Raw genomic sequence first — 24,499 nt, forward strand, 5'->3', positions numbered from 1 at the left:
ACAGGCGCAGGTCTAACGTCCGCGCGTCGTCCTCAACATAGACCAGCTGTAGAAGAACAGGCCGGCCCAGATCAGCGGGAAGGCGATCATGCGCGCCGTATCCAGTTCTTCTCCGAAACCGAAAACGGCAATCAGGAAGATCATGGTCGGCGCGATATACTGCATGATGCCGATGGTCGAGAGCTTCAGCAGCTTGGCGCCATTGGCGTAGATCATCAGCGGTAAGGCGGTGATCAGCCCGCAGCCAAGCAGCAGGGCGGTATCGCTAAGGCTCGTGCGGTACAGATGCCCTTCGCCGCTGACGAATTCCAGGTAGAGGATATAGAGCAGTGCTGGCAGGCTGAGGATCAGCACTTCCAGGAAGAAGCCTTGGTTCGGCCCGAGCGGCAACGTCTTGCGAAACAGCGCATAGAAGCCCCAGCTGATCGCCAGCGTCAGCGCCACCCAGGGAATGCCGCCGCTATCGAAGGCGAGCACGACGACCGCAAGGCCGGCAAGGCAGATCGCCGCGATCTGCATCGGCTGCAGCTTTTCCTTGAGCAGCACGGCGCCGAGGAAGATGCTGAAGAGCGGATTGATGAAATAGCCCATGGCGGCATCGAGCGAATGGCCGGCGCCGATCGCCCAGACATAGGTGCCCCAGTTCATGGTGATCAGCGCCGCGGTCATCATTGCCATGGCGAGCATGCGCGGTGAACGCAGCGCAATAGCGATATCCTGCGTGCGCCCCAGCACCAGAAGCACAATGCCGGCGAGCGGCAGCGACCAGACGATACGGTGGGCGATGACTTCGGCAGGCGAAATATGCGCCAGAGCCTTCATATAGATCGGCAGGAAGCCCCACAGAAGATAGGCCGTCAGCGCGAAGGCAAAGCCGCGTGGACTGTCTTCGTTCTTGATGAGGGGGGCGCTTGCATCGGCAGACATCGGGTGTTTCCATCTTTGTTCTGTTTCTGATCCGGATTAGCTTAAGCGGCGTGAATAGGCCAATTCATTTCAGTGAATGGATCCGCATGCGCCTGGCAACGCGGGAGGCAAGCATGGACGAAACGGAACTGGCGATTTGCCGGCAAGCCTATGCCACTCAAATGCTGGCGAAGATGGGTATCGTGGGCGACGAGCGGCTGCGACAGGCTTTTGCCACAGTGCCACGTGAGGATTTCCTGGACCCGCCGCCGTGGCGCATGGCAAACGGGACCGGCTATCAGGATATGCCGTCGACCGATCCCGTCATCCTCTATCAGGATGTTCTGATTGCGCTGCAGGAGGGAAGGCAGGTCAACAACGGCAGCCCCTCGCTTCATGCGCTCGGCCTCCACTGGCTGGCATCTCAACCCGGCGATACAGCCTGTCACATCGGCGTCGGCGGTGGTTATTACACCGCCATGCTGTCGCATCTGGTGGGCAGCGGTGGCCATGTCTCGGCGATCGAATATGACCGGGATCTCGCCGCCCGCGCCATTGCCAACCTGGCTCCCTATGGCAATGTCGAGGTTGTCTGCGGCAACGGCCTGGAATGGCCGCAGTCGCCGGCCGACGCGATCTACGTCAATTTCGGGGTCCATAGGCCGTCCGAAGCCTGGGTGGACAATCTCGCCATCGGCGGCAGGCTGATCTTTCCGCTCTGCGCTCCCTCGCGGGATGGCAACGACAATTTGCGGCCACGCAGCGCGCGCGGCGGCTTCTTCCTGATCCAGCGCACGCCCGAACACTATCGCGCCCGTTATTTGAGCCCTACCGTCTTCGTCTGGGGCCATGGCGCGACCGGCACGATCGAGACATACAAGGTGCTGGACTCCACTTTCCGGCAGGGCGGCATGGGAAGGGTCACGCGGCTGCGCTGGAAAGAGCCGAAGCAGGAGGACGAATGGTATTCGGAGGAGGACTGGGGCCTCCTATAGGGCACTTTCGTTTTTCTTCGAAACACGGAAATGCCCTATCTCTTTTATTCTCACGCAATTCCGGACGCAAAACCGCTGCACACTTTTGCTGGAATTGCTTTAGCTCACTCGGCCGCGATCTTGCCGGCGAGCTGCCGGTTCTTCATCAGCTTGTAGATGACCGAATCCATCAGCGCCTGGAACGAGGCGTCGATGATGTTTTCGGACACGCCGACCGTCCACCAGCGCACGCCGCTGGAATCGGTGGATTCGATGAGAACGCGGGTGATGGCCTCGGTGCCGCCATTGAGGATACGCACCTTGAAATCGGCGAGCACAAGATCGTCGATCTCATGCTGATACTTGCCGAAATCCTTGCGCAGCGCGAGGTCGAGCGCATTGACCGGTCCCTCGGCTTCCGCAACCGACATCAGCGTCTGGCCGTCGATGGCGATCTTCACGACGGCTTCGGAGACGATCTTGATGCGGCCGTGGGAATCGAAGCGCCGTTCGATCATCACCCGGAAGCCGTCGATGGTGAAGAAATCCGGAATGGTGCCCATGGTACGGCGCGCCAGAAGCTCGAAGCTCGCATCGGCCCCCTCATAGGCATAGCCGGATGCCTCGCGCTCCTTGACGATGGAGATCAACAGATCGAGCTTCGGATCGTCCTTGGCGACATCGATACCGCGCCGCCTCAGCGCATTGATGAAGTTTGCCTTGCCGCCCTGATCCGAGACCATGACCTTGCGGAAATTACCGACACTTTCCGGCGGCACGTGCTCGTAAGTGCGCGGGTCCTTCAGCAGCGCCGAGGCGTGGATGCCGGCCTTGGTAGCGAAGGCAGAGGCGCCGACATAGGGCATCTGATGATCCGGCGAGCGGTTCAGCAGCTCGTCGAAGGCATGCGACAGGCGGGTGAGATTGGTCAGCCGATCCGCATCGATCGCCGTTTCGAAACGCGTGTTGTAGGCGCTCTTCAGCGCCAATGTCGGGATCAATGTCACCAGATTGGCATTGCCGCAGCGCTCGCCGACGCCGTTCAGCGTGCCCTGGATCTGGCGTACGCCCGCCTCGACGGCGGCGAGCGAATTGGCGACCGCCTGGCCGGTATCGTTATGTGCATGGATACCGAGACAGTGCCCCGGCACGCCGAAGGCAATCACGGCCTCGACGATGGCGCGCACCTCCGGCGGCTGCGTGCCGCCATTGGTATCGCAGAGCACCACCCAGCGCGCGCCGTTCTCATAGGCTGTCCTTGCGCAGGCGAGCGCATATTCCGGATTGGCCTTGTAGCCGTCGAAGAAATGCTCGCAGTCGACCAGTGCCTCCTTGCCGGCGGCAACAGCGGCTTTCACGCTTTCGGCGATGCATTCGAGGTTTTCCTCATTGGTGCAGCCAAGCGCCACTTGCACGTGGTAATCCCAGCTCTTGGCGACGAAACAGATGGCGTCGCTGCGCGCCTGCAGCAGGCCGGCAATACCCGGATCGTTGGAGGCGGAAACACCGGGGCGTTTCGTCATGCCGAAGGCGACGAAAGAGGCCTGGTTCGTGCGCTTCTCAGCGAAGAAGGCAGTATCGGTCGGGTTTGCGCCCGGATAACCGCCCTCGACATAGTCGAGCCCGAACTCGTCCAGCATGCTTGCAATCGCAATCTTGTCCTCGACGGAAAAGTCGATGCCGGGCGTCTGCTGTCCGTCCCGGAGCGTCGTATCGAAGAGGTAGATTCTTTCGCGTGTCATGGGTGTTTCCTGTCGCCGCTTGCGGCCTTTATTGTTTTCCTGCGAACCGGTCCGTCGCCCGGATCAGCTGGTCGAGAATACCGGGCTCCGAAAAGGCATGGCCCGCACCCTCGATCAGGTGGAATTCGGCCTTTGGCCATGCCTTGTGCAGCATCCAGGCATATTTGGCCGGGCAGGGCATGTCATAACGCCCGTGCACGATGACGCCGGGGATATCCTTCAGCTTATAGGCATCGCGCAGCAGCTGGCCTTCCTCCATCCATCCGGCATGGACGAAGAAGTGGTTCTCGATGCGCGCAAAGGCATAGGCGAACTCGGCTTCCTCGAACTTGCCGCTGGTCGATTTCTCCGGCAGCAGCGTAATCGTCTCGCCTTCCCAGATGCTCCAGGCCTGCGCGGCCTTCAGCGCTACGGCCCGGTCCGGACCGGTAAGCCGGCGGTTATAGGCGAGCATCATCTCATGGCGTTCTTCAGGCGGGATGGGTGCGACAAAGCGCTCCCACTTGTCCGGGAACATCTCGGAGACGCCGAACTGATAATACCAGTCGAGTTCGGCCCGCGTCAGCGTGTAAATGCCGCGCACGACGAGTTCGGAAACGCGTTCCGGATGTTTCTCGGCGTAGGCAAGCGCCAGCGTGGAGCCCCAGGAGCCGCCGAAGACCTGCCATTTGTCGACGCCGGCCATCTCGCGCAGCCGCTCGATATCGGCAACGAGATGCCAGGTCGTATTGGCTTCGAGGCTCGCATGCGGGGTCGACTTACCACAGCCGCGCTGGTCGAACAGGAGGACGTCATAGAGCTTCGGGTCGAACACGCGGCGATGCGCAGGCGAAATGCCGCCGCCCGGACCGCCATGCAGGAAGACCGCCGGCTTGGCGTCCGGCATGCCGCAGCGCTCCCAATAGATCACGTGGCCATCGCCGACATCGAGATGGCCGGAAGCATAGGGTTCGATCTCAGGATAAAGCGTGCGCAGCACTTCGGTCATATCTTCACGCCTTTCGCCGGCCAGACGGCGGTATCATGGTCGGGATGCTGGAAGGAGATGATCGCCTCCTGCCGGGAATAGAAATCAGGGTCCTTATGAACCGGCGCGTCGAAGATGGTCTCGACCCAGGGCAGGCGGGCATCATAATTGACCTGGATCTGCGGGGCGAGGTCGCTCCGGTCGTCGAAGGTGCCGATCGCAAGCTCCAGCCCGCCCGGATGACGATATGTCATCGGAGTACCGCAATCCCGGCAGAAGCCGCGCTCGATATTGACCGAAGACTGGAAATAGGCGGGTTCGCCGCGTGTCCACTCCATGCCTTCCTCCGGCGCTGTTACCAGTGCTGAAAAGAAGCCGCCGAATTGCTTCTGGCACATGCGGCAATGGCAGATGGACGGGCGTCCGAGCTTTCCTGTGATGCGGAAGCGCACGGCGCCGCATTGGCAGCCGCCTGTTCTTGTCGTCTCGGTCATGGATGAGCTCCGGGTGGCCAGTGGGATGTATCGTGGTCGGGATGCTGGTGATTGCTCGCCGCGATCCTGTCCTCGCGATCGGTTGTTTCCGGTTCCGGTTCGACAGGCAAGCCATCGAGCGCATGAAACCAGACCATTTTGCTGTCGAGATTGGATTGCATGACGGGCTTTACAGCCTGCGGATCATCCAGCGAGCCGAGCGCGATGGTGATGGAGTCAGCATCGGGAATATCATAGAAAAGCGGCGTGCCGCAGTCGCCGCAAAAGCCGCGCCGCACGAGACCGGAGGAGTGGAACCATTTCGGCTCGCCGCGCGTCAACTCGAAATCGACCCGCATCACCCCTGCAAGCGGCAGGAAATAATTGCCGGCGGCCTTCTGGCACATGCGGCAGTGGCAGATATGCGGATAGTTGAGTTCGCCGCTCGCCCTGTAACGAACCGCGCCGCACTGGCATCCACCGGTCAGTTCCATCTTTGCCGTCAAGCGTGATCCTCCGGTGGCCAGACCGGCGTATCATGGTCCGGATGCTGATAGGAGACGATTTCGTGGAGGAAGGAGCCTACGGCGAGGTCCGCCTCGGTCCGTTCTCCCGGCAGTTCATGCAGATGATCGACGAAGCCGATCTTGCCTTCCATACCCCACTGGATGGTCGGCCGCAGCAGCGATGGGTCGTCGAACGCCCCTGCCGCAACCGCCACACCGTCAGGCGCCTCATAGGTTAGCGGCGTGCCGCAATCACCACAGAAGCCGCGGCTGACGAAATTCGAGGACCGGAAGGTCTTGCGCTGCCCCCTGGTCCACTCGAACTCCATCCCGCGCATGGAAACCAGCGGCGCGTAATAGGCGCCGAATGCCTTCTGGCACATGCGGCAATGACAGATCGACGAATCCTGCGGGACGCCTGTGGCACGGAAGCGGATCGCCCCGCACTGGCAGCCGCCGGTGTAGGTGTTCATTTCTTCACCTCCCACGTCGTCACGCGTTCACCCGTTGCCGGATCCTTGCCGTCTTTGAGCTGGATGCCCTCGGCGGCGAGCGTATCGCGAATCTTGTCAGCCTCGGCGAAGTTCTTCGCCTTGAGCAGTTCCAGCCGGGCCTTAACCCGCGCATCGATTTCCGCAGCCACCGCCTCGTCGATCTCGGTCTTCCTTGGCAGCACACCGAGCAGGGCGGCACTGGCGGCGAAGACGGCAGGGTCTCCAGATTGGGCGAGCGCATGCAGCGCCTGCACTGCCGCGACCGTATTGAGGTCGTCGGCGAGCGCATTCAGCACGGTCTCATCCGGCTTGGCATCGCCGGGTTCGGCCGCCGGCCATTTGGCGAGCAGCCGCTCGGCTTCCTCCAGCCGCTTCACCGAGAAGTCGATCGGCTCGCGATAGTGCGTCATCAGCATCGCAAGACGCAGCACTTCGCCCGGCCACTGGCGGCCGGCGAATGTTTCCGTGTGCAGCAACTCGTAGATGGTGACGAAATTGCCTTCGGATTTCGACATCTTGCGGCCTTCGACCTGCAAGAAGCCGTTATGCATCCAGACATTCGCCATCACGTCCGTGCCATGGGCGCAACGCGACTGGGCGATCTCGTTTTCATGATGCGGGAAGATCAGGTCCAGCCCGCCGCCATGGATATCGAAGACGTCGCCAAGATAGCGCCCGCTCATGGCCGAGCACTCGATATGCCAGCCTGGGCGGCCTCGACCCCACGGGCTTTCCCAGCCGGGTTCGTTGTCGTCGGAGAGTTTCCAGAGCACGAAGTCGCCGGGGCTCTTCTTGTGAGCATCGACGGCAACGCGGGCGCCCGCCTGCTGCTCATCGAGATTGCGCTTCGAAAGCTGGCCGTAATCGGCCATCGACCTGGTGTCGAACAGTACCTCGCCTGATGCCTGATAGGCATGGCCGCGCGCAATCAGCCGCTCGATGATCGCGATCATCTCAGCGATATTGTCGGTGGCGCGCGGCTGCAACGTCGGCTCGAGCGAGCCGAGTGCCAAGGCATCGTCAAGAAACTGCCTCTCGGTCTTTTCCGTGACCGCCCGGATCGCCGCATTCAGCAGCAGGCCCGGATAGTCGCGCAGCGCCCGCGCGTTGATCTTGTCGTCGACATCGGTGATGTTGCGGGCATAAGTGACGTGGCTTTCGCCGTAGACATGGCGCAACAGGCGGAACAGCACGTCGAAGACGATGACCGGTCGCGCATTGCCGATATGGGCGTAATCATAGACCGTCGGGCCGCACACATACATGCGGACGTTTTCGGCATCGATCGGCTTGAAGACCGATTTCTCCCGCGTCAGCGTATTGTACAGCTTCAGTTCCGGCGTGCCGCCCATTTCACTCTCCTAAAATGCATATGCAGAAAATATACCACCACCGGCAGGCCGGGGCGTTTCGCATCTTGGAAATTTGGGAGACGAAAACGGCCAGGCCAGCTTTGGGCTAGCGAATAATCTTCCGGCAAATAATGCAGGTAACCGTTTTCATGACGCGTTTTATGGCGTGGGATCGGAGTTTGGTCAAGAGGGCGAGCAACGATCCCGCGGGCAACCGGAGCTATCCATCTCGTGAATCGATGGCCGCGATGGACATCCAGTAAAGGAGGCGTGCTTGCTTTAAGATTTTTGGTCATTTTCAAGACGCAAATCTTGCATAGCCAATTGCGAAACCGGTGAAAATAGGGGGATTGGGTGAGGAGAGCGGCACGATGGACAATAGGAGCGACCGCAATTCTGACAATCGCGTCCGCCGCATATTTCGCCTATGATTTCGGTATGCTTCGCTTCAACAATCCGTCTCTAAGCCGCTATCCGATCCAGGGTATCGATGTCAGCCACCATCAAGGCGATATCGATTGGAAGACTGTCGCGTCGCAGGCGAATGTCCGTTTTGCGATCATGAAGGCGACCGAAGGCGGAGATCACCGGGATTCCAAATTTGCCGAGAATTGGCAGCGTGCCGGGGATGCCGGACTGGTAAGGGGTGCGTATCATTTCTTCACCTTCTGTCGCCCGGGCAAGGATCAGGCGCAGAATGTCCTGGCGACGGTGTCAAAGGAGCCGGGGACTCTACCCATTGCAGTCGATCTGGAGTTTGTCGGCAACTGCAACAAGATTCCAACGATCGAGGAAATGGCTGCCGAGGTGAACGCGTTCTTCGTCGAGTTGAAAGGCACCTTTCCCGAGAAGCCCATTTTTTACGTTACTCAGGAGTTCTTTGATCAATATCTGAAAGGCAATGAATCACGGTTCCCCGACCATTACCTGTGGCTTCGAAGCGTCTTCAAGGAACCTAGGCAGGAAGAATGCAGTCACTGGTCAATCTGGCAATTCGCCGATAACGGCACCTTGGACGGTATCCAGGGACCGGTCGATCTTAACGCGATGTGCGCGTCGGAGACCGGTTTCGCTCATCTGTTCGCGACTGCTGCAGCGAATTGAAGCGTCCGGCTATTCCGGCAGCTGGTAATCCACCAGCTTGTTCTCGCGTACAATGAACAGCTTACCGGTCTCGGTCACGCCGGGGCCGAGCAAGGGAAGGATTGCTTTCGCCACCTCGGAAGGATGCGGCAGGCTCATCGGGTCTTCACCCGGAACCGCCTGCGCGCGCATGGCGGTGCGCGTGGCACCCGGATCGACGCTGGTGATACGCAGCGGCGTCGATTGCGTCTCGCCGGCCCAGGTGCGCGCCAATGCTTCGACAGCGGCCTTGGAGGCGGAATAGGCGCTCCAGAAGGGCCGGCATTTGTGGGCGGCGCCTGAGGACATGATGACGGCGCGGCCGGCATCAGAGCGGGTCAGCAGCGGATCGACCGAGCGGATGAGACGCCAGGTGGCATTCACGTTGATGTTCATGACCTTCTCGAAGACCTTCGCCTCGATATGGCCGATCGGCGAGATGACGCCGAGCACGCCGGCATTGGCGACGAGAATGTCGAGCTTGCCCCAGCGCTCGAAGATCGAGCCGCCGAGGCGGTCGATCGCTTCCATGTCGGCGAGATCGAAGGGAACCAGCGTCGCGGAACCGCCCGCGGCCTTGATGGCATCGTCGAGCTCTTCCAAGCCGCCAACGGTGCGGGCGCAGGCAATCACATGCGCACCGGCCTTGGCGAGTTCGAGTGCCGTGAAATAGCCGATGCCGCGCGATGCGCCTGTGACCAGCGCGATCTTGCCTTCAAGATTGATGTTCATCTGCCCCGGTTCCCGATGCGCTTGAAAAGGTAAGGGGCGCAATAGGCGCCCCAGATAGGAAAGTCAAAGCGGAAGCGGCTCAGCCGTTGCTGGCAAGCATGGAAATCTTGTTGCCCATGGACTCGCCGTTCTTGTCGAGCAGGCGGGTCGGATAGTCACCGGTGAAATAGTGGTCGGTGAACTGCGGGCGGGCGTTGTTGCGGTCTTCGCCGCCGACGGCGCGATAGAGGCCGTTGATCGACAGGAAGGCCAGCGAATCCGCGCCGATATATTTGGCCATGGCTTCGACATCGGCATACTGGTTTGCCAGGAGCTTATCGGCGTCAGGCGTATCGATACCGTAGAAATCCGGAAAGAAGATCATCGGGCTCGCAACGCGGATATGCACTTCCTTGGCGCCGGCTTCACGGATCATCTGCACGATCTTCAGCGAGGTCGTACCGCGCACGATGGAATCGTCCACCAGTACCACGCGCTTGCCTTCGATCATCGCCCGGTTGGCGGAATGCTTCAGCTTCACGCCGAAAGCGCGGATCTGCTGCGTCGGCTCGATGAACGTGCGGCCGACATAGTGGTTACGGATGATGCCGTATTCGAAGGGAATGCCGCTTGCCTGCGCATAGCCGAGAGCAGCAGGTGTGCCGCCATCGGGAACAGGCACGATCACGTCGGCATCGACAGGCGATTCCTTGGCAAGGTTCATGCCCATGCTCTTGCGCGTCGTATAGACGTTGCGGCCGCCGACGACCGAATCCGGACGGGCGAAATAGACATATTCGAACAGGCAGAGGCGTTCCGGCTGCGGCTTGCTGGGCTTGCGCGCATCGATGCTGATCGAACCGTCGGGCTGGATTTCGCAGATGACGACTTCGCCATTCTCCACGTCGCGGATGAACTTGGCGCCGATGATGTCGAGAGCGCAGGTTTCCGAGCAGAAGATCGGCTTGCCGTCGAGTTCACCCATGACCAGCGGGCGGATGCCGGTGGGGTCACGCGCGGCAATCAGCTTCGTGCGCGTCATGGCGAGCATCGAATAGCCGCCTTCCATCTGGCGGATGGCGTCGATGAAGCGATCGGTTGTGGAAGTGTGGCGGGAGCGGGCGATGAGGTGAAGGACGACTTCGGTATCCGACGTCGACTGACAGATGGCGCCGGTTGCGATGATCTGGCGGCGCAGCGTCAGGCCATTGGTGAAATTGCCGTTATGGGCAATGGCGATGCCGCCTTCTTCCAGCTCGGCAAAGAGCGGCTGCACGTTGCGCATCGCCACTTCGCCTGTTGTCGAATAGCGCGTATGGCCGATCGACATGCTGCCGGGCAGGCGGGCGAGCGTCATCGGGTTGGTATAATGGTCGCCGACGAGGCCCATATGGCGTTCCTGATGGAAGCGCTTGCCGTCGAAGGAGACGATACCGGCCGCTTCCTGCCCGCGATGCTGAAGCGCATGCAAGCCAAGCGCCGTCAGCGCTGCCGCATCGGGATGTCCCAGAATTCCGAAAACGCCGCATTCCTCATGCAGCGTATCTCCGTCGAGCGGATCGTCAATCGGGAAGGAATGGGACTGGTTCATTTCTGCGGGCCTCTGCTCTCACAAGAATGGATCGGCTTTTCCAGTAGCATGATACCGGAAAAAATGCTGCTTTCCGATAAGTTCATGCTGATAACACCTGCCTCAAAGCCCGTTCACCGGCTCTGAAACGGCTGAGGCCCGGCAGAGCGAAATGCCCGGCCGGACCTTTGATCTTACGTCCCGCTCAAATGGCAATTGCCAGGCCGCGGGTCAAGCTAGTGAACACTGCGTCAATTCGATGGCTGCTGTGCGCCATTGTTAGGCGCGGGTGCTGCGTCTTCTGCCGGAGCCTGATCGTTGTTGGCCGGCGCATTTTCTTCCGTCGTGCGCGCGCCACCAAGCTTCTCGGTGATGCTCTTCTGGATCATCTGCGCGAATTCATCCGGCAGCACTGCCTGCAGGCGAACGACGAGAGAATCCAGGAACGGCTTCGATTTGGCATTATTGACCCAGGACGGGCGATGATCGGCATCGACCAGCCAGTTCCAGAAAGCAACGGCGACGACGAGCAGAAGTATGCCGCGCGCAGCACCGAAGAGGAAGCCCAAAGTGCGGTCGAGCGCGCCGATGCGGCTGTCGATGATGAAATCGGCGACCTTCATCGTAATGAAGGAGATGACGATCAGCGCGATGAGGAAGACGACGGCAGCCGAACCAACGATCGCGATGCGGTCATCATCCGTGTACCGCTTCGCATAAGGCACGAGATAGGGGTAGAGGTAGTAGGCGGCAGCGGCTGAGCCGCCCCAACTCGCGATCGAAAGGACTTCGCGCGAAAAGCCGCGGACCATTGCCAGAACGGCGGAGAAGAGCACGACGCCGATGACAATACCGTCGAAAATCGTAATGGGCATATAAATTCCACTCCAGACTGCCGCCTTGCGGGCCGCGTCGCGCCTTGTTTGGCTGATCCTATAGCATTCCCGCTATCGGTGATGAAGGATCAAACGTCTTCTTCCACACGCTGCAACGCCCCTTTCGACCCTGCAATGCGCGCGACCAGATCCGGCAGGCTCTCGATCTCGCTCCAGCGGCCGTTACCCTTCGGCAGATCGACGGAACCGGACGGTAGCAGAGCTGCCGAGAACCCCAGCTTTTCGGCTTCTTTAAGGCGCTGAGCGGTTTGCGCAACAGGCCGGACGGCGCCCGACAGGCTGACTTCGCCGAAATAGACGCAATCGGCCGGAAGGGCAATACCGGCAAGCGAGGAAACGAGGGCCGATGCGACCGCAAGATCGGCCGCCGGCTCGCTGATGCGAAAGCCGCCGGCAATGTTGAGATAGACGTCATGCTGGCCGAGCCGAACGCCGCAATGGGCCTCCAGAACCGCAAGGATCATCGACAGGCGGGCAGAGTCCCAGCCGACGACCGCGCGCCGCGGCGTGCCGAGCGAAGTGGGGGCGACCAGCGCCTGCACTTCGACGAGTACGGGCCGCGTGCCTTCCATGCCGGCAAAGACTGCAGCACCCGGCGATTTCGAATTGCGCTCGCCGAGAAAGAGTTCGGATGGGTTGGCGACCTCGCGCAGGCCCTTGTCCGACATTTCGAAAACGCCGATCTCGTCGGTCGGTCCGAAGCGGTTCTTCACGGTGCGCAGGATGCGATAGTGATGTCCGCGGTCGCCCTCGAAATAGAGCACGGCATCGACCATATGCTCGACGACACGCGGGCCGGCGATCTGCCCATCCTTGGTCACATGGCCGACGAGCACCATGGCCGCACCCGTCTGCTTGGCAAAGCGGATCATCGACTGCACGCCGGTACGCACTTGGGTGACTGTGCCCGGCGCAGATTCGGCAAGCTCGCTCCAGAGCGTCTGGATGGAATCGATGATGACGAGATCAGGGCGTTTGCCCTCCGCCAGCGTGGCAAGAATGTCCTCGACATTGGTTTCCGCCGCCAGCAACACATCCGTATCGGCGGCATGGAGCCGCTGTGCGCGCAGCCGCACCTGCGCCACCGCCTCTTCGCCGGAGACGTAGATGATCCGGTGCCCGCGACGCGAAAGCGCCGCAGCTCCCTGCATCAGCAGCGTCGACTTGCCGATGCCGGGATCGCCGCCGACGAGCACGGCAGAACCGCGCACGAAGCCGCCGCCGGTCACTCGGTCGAGTTCGGAAATACCAGTTTGGATGCGCGGCGCTTCCTCGATCTCACCGGAGAGAGCCGTCAATGCGACCGGCCGGCCCTTCTTCGGCGTCTTGGCAGGGCCGCCGCCGATGCCGCCCATTGGATCTTCCTCGACGATGGTGTTCCACTCGCCGCAATTTTCGCATTTGCCGGCCCAGCGATTATGCACCGCGCCGCAACTCTGGCAGATGAATTGTGTTCTGGCCTTGGCCATCAATGACTGCTTTCGGGTAAGGGGGCGCGGCAAGCGCCCGAATCGGAGTTTTGCCCTAGATAATGGCTTCCGGCATCGATCAAAACTAATGATTTTCCTATCAGCGACCGGGCTGGCAGCATTGCCGCGCTCTCAAAGGACAGGCCATGCTCGATTATTCGCTCGCTCACTGGATCGGTTTCTTTACCGCGGCGGTTCTTTTGAACATCTCGCCAGGTCCTGACATGGCCTTCATCCTCGGCCACACGATGAAGAGCGGCACACGGGCCGGCTTCTCGGCCGTCTTCGGCATCTGGACGGGTGCCTGCATCCATGTGCTTCTCGCCGCCTTCGGCCTGTCGGCGATCCTTGCTGCCTCGGCAATCGCCTTCTCCACCGTCAAATGGGTGGGCGCGATCTATCTCGTCTGGCTCGGCATCCAGGCGCTGCGGTCGAAAGGTGAGGGCGGCTTCGTGCGGGTGGCAGGCGAAACGCTCGGCTGGCGGCGCATCTATCGACAGGGCGTATTGGTCTCGCTGCTCAATCCGAAGGTAGCGATCTTTTTCCTTGCCTTCCTGCCGCAATTCGTCGTCGAGGGCGCAGGTCCTGCATGGCTGCAGCTTGCCGTTCACGGTGGCCTGATCATTGTGGTGGCGTTTTTCATCGAGCCGCCGCTGATCCTGGCCGGAGGCCGCCTTGCCGATCTCTTCAAGAACAATACGAAAATCGGCCTGTGGCTCGACCGTGGTCTCGGCGCGCTCTTCGTGGCGCTTGGTGTCCGCCTCGCGCTCACGACACGCTAGAGACTATTCCTCGTCCATTTCGTACTTGCGCTCGTGGCGCAGGCCGATGCTGGTCAGCATCTCATAGCCGATCGTACCCGCCGACTTCGCCGCATCGTCGACGAGGACATTCTTGCCGAAGAGTTCGATATAGTCACCGGCGCGCACTGCGCCCTCCGGCAGGTCGGTCACGTCGAAGATCGTCTGGTCCATGGTGATACGACCGGCGACCGGTACCTTCTGGCCGGCAACGAAACCCTGTCCACCCTGCGGCACGACCTCGCGCAGCGGCACGCCGCCACTCGACTGGCTGCGCATATAGCCATCGGCATAACCGGCCGAGACAATCGCCAGCCGGCTGTCACGCGTCAGCTGCAGTGCTCGCCCGTAACTGACGGTTTCACCGGCCTTGACCGTGCGGATCTGGATGATGCGCGCCTCGGCAGTTGCCACCGGCCGCATCGGGTTTGCGATACCATTGACCGCCTGGCCGCCATAGAGCGCGATGCCCGGCCGGGTGAGATCGAAGTGATAATCATCCCCCAGGAAGATGCCGCCGGAGGCAGCAAGGCTTGAATCGATACCTTCATAGGCGGCGCTAACCGTGCGGAATGATTCAAGCTGCTGCTTGTTCATCGCCGAGGAATGATCGTCGCCGCAGGCAAGATGGCTCATGACGAGAACGGGAGCGAAACTCGCCGGCCGTGACACGTCGTTGGCGAGCGCAATTGCTTCGTCCACCGTCAGGCCGAGCCTGTTGAATCCGGTATCGACATGCAGCGCGCACGGATAGTCGCCATAATCGGCAAGCACCGCCATCCAGAAGGCAAGCTGCTCTTCCGAGGAGATGATCGGCACAAGATCGTTTTCGAAGAAACGCCGCTCGGTGCCCGGCCAGATTCCCGCCAGTACGAAGATGCGTGCCTCAGGCGCAAACATGCGCAGCGTGACACCTTCATCGACGGTGGCGACGAAGAAATCCCGCGCGCCGGCAAGATAGAGCGCTTCGCCGGCATCCTCGATCCCCATCCCATAGGCATCCGCCTTGACGACAGCGGCCGTGCGCGCCTTTCCGGAGCGGCGCGCCATATCCCGCCAGTTGTCGGCCAGCGCCGTCAGATCGACGGTCAGCCGCAGGCCGGCGGAAGCGAAAAGGTCGTCGTCTTCAAAGGGAATGGAAAAATCTGTCATGAATCGCCGCGCTGAAAGGGAAAGGAAAATCGCTGCAAACACTCTAAAGAGCATTGTGGCAAAGAGAAAGCACAGGGGGCGACATACCAGCCTTTCCCACATGCGATCACTTTTGTTCAAGACGTAGCGTGGCCAGCGCGCTAATCTGGCGGGATGCAGAACGTTTCGCAGAAAGAGGCGGCAGACGCCATGCCGCTCGCCAAGGTGGAATCGGCCCGCTTCTGGCGGGATAGCCGCTTTCGCGACATGGAGTGCCTGAGCGCCAGCTTCCTAACACATGAATATGCCCCGCATGCCCACGACACTTTCAGCATTGGCGCGATCGAAAGCGGCAGCCAGATCGCCACCGTGCGCGGCAGGCGGGAAGAGACCGGTCCGGGCGACCTCTATCTGATCGACCCCGGTGTGGTGCACGATGGCACTCCCGGCGGCGAGGGGTATCGCTATCGGATGATCTACCCGGATACGAAGCTCTTCATCGACATACTGGAGGATGTCACCGGCAAGGCCTTCAACGCGACACCGTCCTTTGCGGGAGCGCTGCCGCGCGATCCGCAACTTGCAAAAGCTTTCCACACTGCCCACCGCACGCTTGAAAGTGGAGCGGGCGCGCTGGAATCCGATGAAAGCATGTTCTCGGTGCTGGCTGCGATCTTCGCCCGCTATGGCAGCACGATCGTCCTGCCCGTCGACACCAAGGAGCGCAGCGCTGTCGGCCGCGCCCGCGATTACCTCACCGAGAATTTCGACAGCGATGTCGGCCTCGAGGAACTGGCCAAGGTGGCAGGGCTAAGCCGCGCCCATCTGATCCGCGCCTTCCGCAGGGAATACTATATCACCCCGCATGCCTTCCTGACCGATCGGCGCGTGCTCGTCGCTCGTCGGTTGCTGAGGGAGGGCCGCATGCCGGCCGATGTCGCCGTTGAATGCGGCTTTGCCGATCAGGCGCATTTCACCCGCCACTTCAAATCGCGCACCGGCGTCACCCCCGGCCAGTTCCGCGTCGCCTGATCACTTTCGTTCAATACAGGCTTCCATTGTTCGGCTACTTCTCCGCCATCTTGATGCGGAGATTGCCAATGTTGCAGCAAAGCCGGCCAGCCGGCGAATTTCTTGCCGGAATGCGAGCCATTTTCCCATTGATCGTCGCGGTCCTGCCGATCGGACTCGTCTTCGGCGCAGTTTCGGCGACCAAGGGTCTCTCGGCCCTGGAAACGACGTTGATGAGCGCGCTCGTCTTTGCCGGCGGCTCGCAATTCGTGGCGATGGATATCTGGACGCATCCGGCAAGCTGGATCGGTGTCGGTTTCGCGGCCTTGCTGGTCAATATCCGCCACGTACTGATGAGCGCCTCGATCGGCACGAAGATGCAGTCCTTCTCCGGCATCAAGCGTTATATCGCCATGCTCTTCCTCGCCGATGAGCTCTGGGCCATGGCGGAATTCCGCGCCGGCAGCACGCGTCTGACCCCGGCCTGGTATGCAGGCATCGTCATGCCCTTCTACCTCACCTGGGTCGGCTCATCGCTTGCAGGTGCGCTGCTCGGCGCCTTTCTCGGCGATCCCGCCGTCATCGGGCTCGACTTCGCCTTTCCGGCCGTCTTCATCGTGCTGGTCATGGGCTTCTGGAAGGGACCGGAAACCGGTGCCGTTCTCGCCGCAAGCGGGATTGCGGCCGTTGCGGTCCATCAGTTTGTGCCAGGTGTCTGGTATATCGCAGCCGGCGCACTGGCTGGGCTGGCAATGGCTCTCTGGAGAGGCAGGATGCGGGAGCAAGCGGCATGACGCTCGATCTCAATACACTGCTCGCCATCCTCGTCATGGCTGCCGCGACGATCTTCACTCGTATCAGCGGCCTCGTGCTGATCCGCTATGTGGAAATTGACGAGAACAGGAAAACGGCAATCGAAGCCATCCCGCCGGCTGTGCTGATGGCTGTCATTGCCCCGACCGCTTTCGCGACCGGCTGGGCGGAGACGCTGGCATGTGTGGTTACCGCAATCGCCGCCACCCGCTTGCCGATGCTGGCAAGCGTCGTTGTCGGCGTTGCAACAGTGGCTTTGCTGCGAGCTGCAGGACTCTAGAAGAAGTTGACGCGGAAAGCCCGCGTCAATGTTCCTCGTACTGAGTGAAGGACGGATCGGCGAGATCGGCAAAGCGCGTGAATTCCGACTGGAAGGCGAGCTTCACAGTGCCGGTCGGTCCGTGACGCTGCTTGGCGATGATGACGTCTGCCGTGCCTTTCACCTTGTCGAACAGTGCTTCCCATTCCGGATATTTCGGGTCGTGGATATCACGCGGTTCCATGTTCTTCACGTAATATTCCTCGCGGAATACGAAGAGCACGACGTCGGCGTCCTGCTCGATCGAGCCGGATTCACGAAGGTCGGAAAGCTGCGGGCGCTTGTCTTCGCGGCTTTCGACGGCACGCGAGAGCTGGGAGAGCGCGATGATCGGCACGTTCAGTTCCTTGCCGAGCGCCTTGAGACCCGTGGTGATCTGGGTGATTTCCTGAACGCGGTTCTCGTTGGACTTGCCGGAACCGGTCATCAGCTGCACGTAGTCGACCACGAGCACGTCGAGACCGCGCTGGCGCTTGAGTCGGCGGGCGCGCGCCGACAGCTGGGCGATCGAGATACCACCGGTCTGGTCAATGAAGAGCGGCACTTTCTGCATCATCATCGAGCAGGCGACGAGCTTTTCGAAATCGGCATCGTTGATGTCGCCGCGGCGGATCTTCGAGGAAGAGACTTCCGTCTGCTCGGAGATAATACGCGTGGCGAGCTGTTCGGACGACATTTCCAGCGAGTAGAAGCCGACGACGCCGCCGTTCTTCGCCTTCATGCTGCCATCGGACTGCACTTCGCCTTCGTAGGCGGCAGCGATGTTATAGGCGATGTTGGTGGCAAGCGAGGTCTTGCCCATGCCGGGACGACCGGCGAGCACGATCAAGTCCGACCGCTGCAAGCCGCCCATCTTGGAATCGAGCGAATGGATGCCGGTGGAAATGCCGGAGAGGCCGCCGTCGCGTTCCTTGGCAACGGCCGCCATGTCGATGGCGAGCGCCACGGCATCGTTGAAAGCCTGGAAGCCGCCATCGTAGCGGCCGTTTTCGGCAAGCTCGAAAAGACGTCGTTCGGTATCTTCGATCTGCGCTTGCGGCGGCATGTCGAGCGGCGCGTCATAGGCGATATTGACGACATCCTCGCCAATGGTGATGAGCGCGCGGCGGATCGCCAGGTCATAGATTGCCCGGCCATAGTCCTCGGCGTTGATGATCGTCACGGCGCCGGTGACGAGGCTGGCGAGATATTGCGAAACGGTGATGTCGCCGACTTTTTCGTCGGCCGGCAGGAAGGTCTTGACCGTGACCGGGTTGGCGATCTTGCCCATGCGGATGATGTCGCCGGCGACTTCGAAGATCTTCCGGTGCAGCGGCTCGTAAAGATGCGTGGGCTTGAGGAAGTCCGAGACGCGGTAATAGGCGTCGTTGTTCATCAGGATGGCGCCGAGCAGCGCCTGTTCGGCCTCGATGTTGTTCGGCGCTTCGCGATAGTGCTGCTCTGCAGGAGCAACGGCGGCAATCTTTCGTGCAGCTTCGTTCATCGTCATCCGTACTGTCTTTTTCCAAAACTCGGATTTGCAGGGCGGGCCGCATAAAATCAAGTCTCGCGCAGCAACTGCGTTCAAGCGGTCGTCAAATTAGCAGCGCTGTGCACGTTCTTCGACTTCTCCACAGTCGGCGGATCCGCTGAGGAGAAATATCCTGACTGTCACTTGCGGGACACGCAGCCCGCGGCGACTCACTTCGTCATTCCAACATTCCGTTATCTTATCGCCCCTGATTGGAAGGCGCAGCAGAAAAGCCCGACATTCTTCTGAAGACCCACATCTAAGCAACAAAAAAGCCCGGCGCGAGCCGGGCTTTCCGTTCTGTCTGAAGACAGAGATTATGCTTCGTCTTCGTCGATGCCGTCGGCTTCCGGATCGAAGAAGTCTTCCGGACGCAGGGCGTCTTCGTCAACGCCGTAGATGGCGTCGACAGAGGTGAGCTCTTCGCCCTTGGACTGGCGCTCGGCTTCTTCGGAGGAGCGGGCAACGTTCAGCTCGATGTTGATCTCAACTTCAGCATGGAGCTGCAGCTCGACCTTGTGCAGGCCGATCGCCTTGATCGGCGTGTTGAGGTGAACCTGGTTGCGAGCGATGTTGAAGCCTTCGGCGGCCAGAATGTCGACGACGTCACGGGCAGCGACGGAGCCGTAGAGCTGGCCGGTTTCGCCGGCAGAGCGGACGACGATGAAGGACTTGCCGTCGAGAACGTCGGCAACCTTCTGGGCTTCGGACTTGCGCTCGAGGTTACGGGCTTCGAGCGTTGCGCGCTCGGATTCGAAACGGGCCTTGTTGGCAGCGTTGGCGCGCAGTGCCTTGCCGAGCGGCAGGAGGTAGTTGCGTGCGAAGCCGTCGCGAACCTTTACGGTTTCGCCCATCTGGCCGAGCTTGGAGATGCGTTCGAGGAGGATGACGTCCATGGTGTTTTTCCTTTCTTATTCTCAGATTTCGCTATCGGGTTGTTTGGGGGCATCAGCATCCTTGGTCGGGGTCAGGGCGATCGCCTTGCGGGTATCGGCGAGACCAAGCACGAGGATGAAAAGGGCTGGCAGCATCATGGTGGATGCCAGGTAGCAGAGGATGAGGGCCGGCAAGCGCCAGTCCTTGCCGCGCGTGCGGAAATGCAACGCGGCGAAGCCGGACATCAGGAAGCCGGCGCCGAAGGCTCCGACAACCGTGGCGCCGATCATTGCCGGGACGCCGCCCATGAAGGTGGCGGCAAGACCGGCGAGGAAGATGAAGATCGAATTGCGGTTCATGCGCAGCGACGAGGGAATATCCTCGCGCGGGCGCAGGCCTTTACCGGAAGCGGCAACGATGCGCGTCGCGATGTAATAGGCGGCAAACAGCATTACCACCCAGATGGCGCCCTGCAGGGCCGGCAGCATCAGGACGACGAGCGACTTCGTTTGCGCAGTCGCGACGGGATCCGGAACGAATGTCGGCTGCTGCTCCTGCAGCGAGGCCATCAGCACATCGACCATCTGGTCGGTGATCTCAGGCCCGTAGCCGATCATGATGCCGGTCACGATGACGGCAAAGGTGACGAGACCGCAGAGATGCAGCAGGATATCGGAAAGCGGATACCAGGCGAGCAGATTGTCGGGGCCGCCGAGTTCGGAGGCCGGGCGCGCAAGGTTCGCAAGGTGGCTCAGCCAGCCTGCCGGCAGCAGCGTCACCAGCGTCATGACGAGCGCGAAGGAGGGCGAAATGGCAATCGCGCCGAGCACGGCAGCGGTGACGACAGCGGAAATGGCGGCGAGATTGCCCCAACCGAGGCCGACGAGCAGGATCGGAAGTGCGGAAGCGGCGTAAAGCACAGCGCTGAACGACGGCTGCATGCTCGCGCCAAGCACAAGCAAGGCGGCGGTCAATCCGGCGAGTGCGCCGATCGCAAGCGTTTTCGGGTTCAGTTTTGTCACTTCGCTGTCCTGCTTCATCAAGCAGTTAGAGGATTTCCCTGAGAGAGTTCGGGAGATGCCTCAACATGGGTTTTAAGGTTCCGATCCGCGCCCATCGCGGAAGGGAGGAAGCCCCGGATCCGAAGATCCGGGGCTCCAATAGTCAATTAGGCGACGACGTACGGCAGCAGGCCGAGGAAGCGGGCGCGCTTGATCGCCTGGGCGAGTTCGCGCTGCTTCTTCTGGGAAACGGCCGTGATGCGGGACGGAACGATCTTGCCGCGCTCGGAAATGTAGCGCTGCAGGAGACGGACGTCCTTGTAGTCGATGCGCGGAGCGTTTGCACCGGAGAACGGGCAGGTCTTGCGACGACGGTGGAACGGACGACGGACCGGAGCGGAGGAAGATTCAGACATTCTTATTTCTCCTTATGCACGGTCTTCGCGGGGAGCGCGATCAGGACGCGGGCCACGCTGGAAGTCGCCGTCACGGCGCGGCGGACGATCGCCGAATTCGCGGCGCGGGCCACGGTCGCCGCCTTCACGCGGGCCACGGTCGTCGCGGTCGCGCTTCTGCATCATGGCAGACGGACCATCTTCGTGCTTTTCAACAGCGATGGTCATGTAGCGAAGAACGTCTTCGCTGATGCGCATCTGGCGTTCCATTTCCTGGATCGCAGCTGCCGGTGCATCAATGTCCATCAGGGCGTAGTGAGCCTTGCGGTTCTTCTTGATGCGGTAGGTGAGGGACTTGAGGCCCCAGTTTTCGATACGCCCGACTTTACCGCCGTTTGCTTCGATCACGCCCTTGTACTGTTCTACGAGGGCATCGACCTGCTGCGACGTGATATCCTGTCGGGCAAGGAATACATGTTCATAAAGAGCCATGACAGCTTTGCCTTTCTTGCGTTGATCAGAACCCGGCATTCGGCGGCTAAGCCTCAACGACTGCTCCTGAGAGGCGATAAGCGCCAAGCAAGAAAAGCGTTTCCGAGACGGTCGAGAGCGGAGACACGGGAGGCTGGAACGCTTCCGTTCCGAACGGTTCGCATGAAGCAAACCGGCCCTCCGTTCAGCCACCAGCCAGAAGACCGGGTTAACGAACAGGCGCGCTTATACGGATTTTTGAGCGAAAGGCAAGGGAACCGGGCAAGAAACCTTATTTCGTCACCTCGGGCCGGACGAAGACGGTCTGTCCCGGTGGATTATCGACGAAGAACTGGTCGTCGGCAATCAGCAGCGATTGTGTTCCGCTCTTATAGGCGAATTGCAAACTCTCTGCCTCCGCCATGCGGCCAGTGAGGTTGATCGTTATCGTATCTGCGCTGTCGGCAAAACTGATCTGCAGTGTATTGCCCTGCCGTTCTATGACAGCATCTGCCATGTCACCCCGGTCGGTTCCATCAGAACTGAAGCGCATGATCTCCATGGGATTGTTCGTCTCGATGATATCATGACCATCGCCCTCGGCGAAATGATAGGTCGATTGCACGGTGGATGTGCTGTTGATGACGACATAATCATCGCCCTTGCCGCCGGAAATATTGTACGCAGCAGCCGTCGCATTGACGGAGATGACGTCGTTGCCGTCGCCGCCATCGATACCGCTCGCATTGACGGCCGTCACTTCGATGAGATCATCGCCGCTGCCGCCGTCAACGCTGAATACATTCCGCGAACTGACGGTTATCGCGTCATCGCCTTTCCCGCCTGCCGTACTAAACGCAAAGGCAGCGGAACTGATGTTGATTGTGTCGTTGCCATCGTCGCCATCGGTGCTCCCTCACGCTGGTCGTGCTTTCAAGGGCGATCGTATCGTCGCCTTTGCCGCCGCCGGTGGAGCCGATCCCCTTGACCAGATTTTCAATGGTGCCGAGCGGCCCGCTGACATCAGCAGTTGTTTCGATGGAAATTTGATCGTCACCGCCGCCGCCATCAACCCAGCCGACATTCCCGCCGCTGGTAATCGAGATGGAGTCGTCGCCTCTGCCCGACTTGATGTGCGCCACGGAGGGATTGGAGGTCTGTTCCTGGCCTTGTCCCCCGGCGCGGATGTTGATGACGTCGTCGCCGCGTCCGGTCGATACCTTGTTGACCTCATTGGCGGTGATATCGACAACATCATTCCCGCTGCCTGTCGTCACTGAGGCTGCGCCGCCAGGGGAGTTGATCAGTACGCCGGCATTACCCTTCGCATCCATGATGATCCGCATGATGCTGTCGATTGCGCCACCATTTGCGCCGGCCGCTGTGACACCGACTTGGGCGAAGACGCCAGGTTCATGTTTGCCGCCGCCATTGTTGATTGACGCGGTCTGAAGCAGCTGAAGCGCATACTCGCCGCGGAAACGGGCATGAAATGTCTGGGAAATACCGATCACTGCAAAGCTCCTCCCGTCTTCTTTGCCTTCTCATGAAGCCCGAAGATCGATGGCCGCTGTCATGGCGGGAAAATCATTGCTGAAACTGAGCGGGATGGTGCCGGTGATCGGTTAAATGCCACTTAACAGCGAAGTGCGAAATGCAGCTGCAAACATTGGTAGATGCCTCTGGGAATAAAAGAGGCGCGATTGCTCGCGCCTCCACATATTTGGGACAGAAAGCTCTCAGAGCGGCATCGGATACTGCCGGTGAACCTTCTCGATCTCGGCAAGCGCATCGTTGCTGAGCCCCACGTTCGCCGAGCCGATATCCGTCTTCAACTGCGCCATCGAGGTTGCGCCAATGATGACTGACGTCATGAAGCGACGGGTCAGGCAGAAGGCGAGCGCCATCTGCGAGGGATCGAGGCCATGGCGGGCGGCGATGTCGAGATAAGCCTTCGTCGGCGCTTCCTGCAGCGGCTGCAACCGGCCGCCGAGGTCGCCGTTGATCGATGCGCGCGTGCCCGCCGGCTTCTGGCCGTTGATGTACTTGCCGGTCAGGATGCCGGCGGCAAGCGGCGAATAGGCGAGCAGGCCGACATCTTCGTGGTGGGAGAGTTCCGCCAGGTCGAGATCGAAATGGCGGTAGAGGAGATTGTATTCGTTCTGGACGCTGGCGACGCGCGGCAGGTTCATCTGCTCGGACAGCGTCAAATATTTCTGGATACCCCAGGTCGTCTCGTTGGACAGGCCGAAGGCGCGGATCTTGCCTTCCTTCACCAGCTCGCCCACCGTCTCCAGAATGTCGGTCATATTCGCTACGGCTTTGGCGCGGTCCTGCTTGAAAGGGTCGTAATGCCAGCTCTGGCGAAAATGGAAATGGCCGCGGTTCGGCCAGTGGATTTGGTAGAGATCAACATAGTCGGTCTTCAGTCGCTTCAGGCTGGCCTCGAGCGCGAGGCGGATATTCTTGGCGTCGGCGCCTTCGCCGTTGCGCAGATAGGAGCGGCCGGTGCCGGCAACCTTGGTGGCGAGCACGATATCCTTGCGCTTGCCGGTCTTTTCGAACCAACTGCCGATATAGTCTTCCGTGCGGCCCTGCGTTTCGGCCGAAACGGGCGTCGTCGGATAAAGCTCGGCAGTATCGAAGAAATTGATGCCTTCCTGGACGGCGTAGTCCATCTGTTCATGGGCTTCCGCCTCGCTGTTCTGCGTGCCCCAGGTCATGGTGCCAAGGCAAATCTCGGAAACGGAAATATCTGTGCGGCCTAATTTATTGTATTTCATCGGAAACCTTGGGCGTGGTCTGGGAAAGGAAGAGCTTGGGAAGAGCCGCGCAAATCTAGGCTGGATTTGCCGAAGCGCAAGAGGAAAAACCGGGTGTTCCCGCTGAGGCGAAAGGCTTTGGAGAGAATCTGCCGCCACTTGACTCTGAAAGAAAGAATGTCAATTGGAGGCGAAATGGCCCAATGGGCACTATCGAGGGACCGAAAA

26 protein-coding genes are annotated in these 24,499 nt (G+C 60.6%); 6 read left to right on the top strand and 20 right to left on the bottom strand.

Features of this window, described 5'->3' with window-relative positions:
- Positions 1-12 precede the first annotated feature (12 nt).
- Complete coding sequence (rarD, locus tag AB4Z13_RS06465) at positions 13-927, bottom strand: EamA family transporter RarD (RefSeq protein WP_442205943.1); 915 nt, start codon at positions 925-927, stop codon at positions 13-15.
- Positions 928-1,040: 113 nt separating this feature from the next.
- On the opposite strand from rarD, the gene AB4Z13_RS06470 reads away from it, so the two are divergent.
- A complete protein-coding gene (locus AB4Z13_RS06470) occupies positions 1,041-1,901 on the top strand; it encodes a protein-L-isoaspartate O-methyltransferase family protein (protein WP_439014505.1) in 861 nt (286 codons plus the stop codon).
- A 104-nt stretch (positions 1,902-2,005) separates the two neighbouring features.
- On the opposite strand, the gene cimA is transcribed toward AB4Z13_RS06470, so the two are convergent.
- From cimA to cysS, 6 genes are read right to left on the bottom strand one after another with little or no spacing between them, the layout of a single operon-like run.
- Positions 2,006-3,622 carry a citramalate synthase gene (cimA, locus tag AB4Z13_RS06475; protein WP_007820198.1) on the bottom strand — a complete coding sequence of 539 codons (1,617 nt, stop codon included), beginning with the start codon at positions 3,620-3,622 and terminating at the stop codon, positions 2,006-2,008.
- 28 nt (positions 3,623-3,650) lie between these two features.
- Positions 3,651-4,610, bottom strand: a complete 960-nt coding sequence (gene pip, locus AB4Z13_RS06480; RefSeq protein WP_439014506.1) for a prolyl aminopeptidase — start codon at positions 4,608-4,610, stop codon at positions 3,651-3,653.
- Positions 4,607-5,083: a GFA family protein gene (locus AB4Z13_RS06485; protein WP_439014507.1), complete on the bottom strand. Its 477-nt coding sequence runs from the start codon at positions 5,081-5,083 to the stop codon at positions 4,607-4,609. Before AB4Z13_RS06485 ends, pip begins: the two co-directional genes overlap by 4 nt.
- Positions 5,080-5,556: a GFA family protein gene (locus AB4Z13_RS06490; protein WP_439017187.1), complete on the bottom strand. Its 477-nt coding sequence runs from the start codon at positions 5,554-5,556 to the stop codon at positions 5,080-5,082. Before AB4Z13_RS06490 ends, AB4Z13_RS06485 begins: the two co-directional genes overlap by 4 nt.
- An 8-nt stretch (positions 5,557-5,564) precedes the next feature.
- The gene (locus tag AB4Z13_RS06495; RefSeq protein ID WP_439014508.1) at positions 5,565-6,041 is read right to left on the bottom strand and encodes a GFA family protein; all 477 of its coding nucleotides are present in this window, start codon (positions 6,039-6,041) and stop codon (positions 5,565-5,567) included.
- Entirely contained in the window at positions 6,038-7,414 is a 1,377-nt protein-coding gene (gene cysS, locus AB4Z13_RS06500; protein WP_439014509.1) for a cysteine--tRNA ligase, read from the bottom strand. Before cysS ends, AB4Z13_RS06495 begins: the two co-directional genes overlap by 4 nt.
- A 354-nt stretch (positions 7,415-7,768) precedes the next feature.
- Here cysS and AB4Z13_RS06505 point away from each other — a divergent pair, with 354 nt between their 5' ends.
- Positions 7,769-8,518, top strand: coding sequence for a glycoside hydrolase family 25 protein (locus AB4Z13_RS06505; protein WP_439014510.1), 750 nt, complete (start codon positions 7,769-7,771; stop codon positions 8,516-8,518).
- 9 nt (positions 8,519-8,527) lie between these two features.
- On the opposite strand, the gene AB4Z13_RS06510 is transcribed toward AB4Z13_RS06505, so the two are convergent.
- The 4 genes from AB4Z13_RS06510 to radA form a co-directional block, all read right to left on the bottom strand.
- Complete coding sequence (locus tag AB4Z13_RS06510; RefSeq protein WP_310382837.1) at positions 8,528-9,268, bottom strand: SDR family NAD(P)-dependent oxidoreductase; 741 nt, start codon at positions 9,266-9,268, stop codon at positions 8,528-8,530.
- Between the two features lie 79 nt (positions 9,269-9,347).
- Entirely contained in the window at positions 9,348-10,838 is a 1,491-nt protein-coding gene (purF, locus tag AB4Z13_RS06515) for an amidophosphoribosyltransferase (RefSeq protein ID WP_439014511.1), read from the bottom strand.
- Between the two features lie 230 nt (positions 10,839-11,068).
- Entirely contained in the window at positions 11,069-11,692 is a 624-nt protein-coding gene (locus tag AB4Z13_RS06520; RefSeq protein WP_439014512.1) for a CvpA family protein, read from the bottom strand.
- 89 nt (positions 11,693-11,781) lie between these two features.
- The gene (gene radA, locus AB4Z13_RS06525) at positions 11,782-13,182 is read right to left on the bottom strand and encodes a DNA repair protein RadA (protein WP_310382839.1); all 1,401 of its coding nucleotides are present in this window, start codon (positions 13,180-13,182) and stop codon (positions 11,782-11,784) included.
- A gap of 146 nt (positions 13,183-13,328) precedes the next feature.
- On the opposite strand from radA, the gene AB4Z13_RS06530 reads away from it, so the two are divergent.
- Entirely contained in the window at positions 13,329-13,964 is a 636-nt protein-coding gene (locus AB4Z13_RS06530) for a LysE family translocator (RefSeq protein ID WP_439014513.1), read from the top strand.
- A 3-nt stretch (positions 13,965-13,967) separates the two neighbouring features.
- Here the strand turns inward: AB4Z13_RS06530 and alr are convergent, their stop codons facing one another.
- Positions 13,968-15,134 carry an alanine racemase gene (gene alr, locus AB4Z13_RS06535; protein WP_439014514.1) on the bottom strand — a complete coding sequence of 389 codons (1,167 nt, stop codon included), beginning with the start codon at positions 15,132-15,134 and terminating at the stop codon, positions 13,968-13,970.
- 189 nt (positions 15,135-15,323) lie between these two features.
- Between alr and AB4Z13_RS06540 the strand changes: the two genes are divergently transcribed.
- From AB4Z13_RS06540 to AB4Z13_RS06550, 3 genes are all read left to right on the top strand, one after another.
- Positions 15,324-16,145, top strand: a complete 822-nt coding sequence (locus tag AB4Z13_RS06540; protein ID WP_439017188.1) for an AraC family transcriptional regulator — start codon at positions 15,324-15,326, stop codon at positions 16,143-16,145.
- Between the two features lie 68 nt (positions 16,146-16,213).
- Entirely contained in the window at positions 16,214-16,918 is a 705-nt protein-coding gene (locus tag AB4Z13_RS06545) for an AzlC family ABC transporter permease (RefSeq protein WP_439014515.1), read from the top strand.
- The gene (locus tag AB4Z13_RS06550) at positions 16,915-17,217 is read left to right on the top strand and encodes an AzlD domain-containing protein (protein ID WP_113323375.1); all 303 of its coding nucleotides are present in this window, start codon (positions 16,915-16,917) and stop codon (positions 17,215-17,217) included. Before AB4Z13_RS06545 ends, AB4Z13_RS06550 begins: the two co-directional genes overlap by 4 nt.
- Before the next feature lie 25 nt (positions 17,218-17,242).
- On the opposite strand, the gene AB4Z13_RS06555 is transcribed toward AB4Z13_RS06550, so the two are convergent.
- From AB4Z13_RS06555 to AB4Z13_RS06590, 8 genes are all read right to left on the bottom strand, one after another.
- Positions 17,243-18,739, bottom strand: coding sequence for a replicative DNA helicase (locus tag AB4Z13_RS06555; RefSeq protein WP_007820234.1), 1,497 nt, complete (start codon positions 18,737-18,739; stop codon positions 17,243-17,245).
- 344 nt (positions 18,740-19,083) lie between these two features.
- Positions 19,084-19,662 carry a 50S ribosomal protein L9 gene (rplI, locus tag AB4Z13_RS06560; protein WP_113323376.1) on the bottom strand — a complete coding sequence of 193 codons (579 nt, stop codon included), beginning with the start codon at positions 19,660-19,662 and terminating at the stop codon, positions 19,084-19,086.
- Positions 19,663-19,683: 21 nt separating this feature from the next.
- Positions 19,684-20,682, bottom strand: coding sequence for a DUF2232 domain-containing protein (locus AB4Z13_RS06565; protein WP_439017189.1), 999 nt, complete (start codon positions 20,680-20,682; stop codon positions 19,684-19,686).
- 128 nt (positions 20,683-20,810) lie between these two features.
- Positions 20,811-21,059, bottom strand: a complete 249-nt coding sequence (rpsR, locus tag AB4Z13_RS06570; protein WP_007531286.1) for a 30S ribosomal protein S18 — start codon at positions 21,057-21,059, stop codon at positions 20,811-20,813.
- A 12-nt stretch (positions 21,060-21,071) separates the two neighbouring features.
- The gene (gene rpsF, locus AB4Z13_RS06575; protein WP_007820237.1) at positions 21,072-21,530 is read right to left on the bottom strand and encodes a 30S ribosomal protein S6; all 459 of its coding nucleotides are present in this window, start codon (positions 21,528-21,530) and stop codon (positions 21,072-21,074) included.
- A gap of 271 nt (positions 21,531-21,801) precedes the next feature.
- Positions 21,802-22,269, bottom strand: a complete 468-nt coding sequence (locus tag AB4Z13_RS06580) for a hypothetical protein (RefSeq protein ID WP_439014516.1) — start codon at positions 22,267-22,269, stop codon at positions 21,802-21,804.
- Between the two features lie 91 nt (positions 22,270-22,360).
- Positions 22,361-23,023, bottom strand: coding sequence for a hypothetical protein (locus AB4Z13_RS06585; RefSeq protein ID WP_439014517.1), 663 nt, complete (start codon positions 23,021-23,023; stop codon positions 22,361-22,363).
- A 225-nt stretch (positions 23,024-23,248) separates the two neighbouring features.
- Positions 23,249-24,292, bottom strand: a complete 1,044-nt coding sequence (locus AB4Z13_RS06590; RefSeq protein ID WP_439014518.1) for an aldo/keto reductase — start codon at positions 24,290-24,292, stop codon at positions 23,249-23,251.
- Positions 24,293-24,499 lie beyond the last annotated feature (207 nt).

Source organism: Rhizobium sp. YAF28, assembly GCF_052113285.1.
Taxonomy (GTDB): Bacteria; Pseudomonadota; Alphaproteobacteria; order Rhizobiales; family Rhizobiaceae; genus Rhizobium.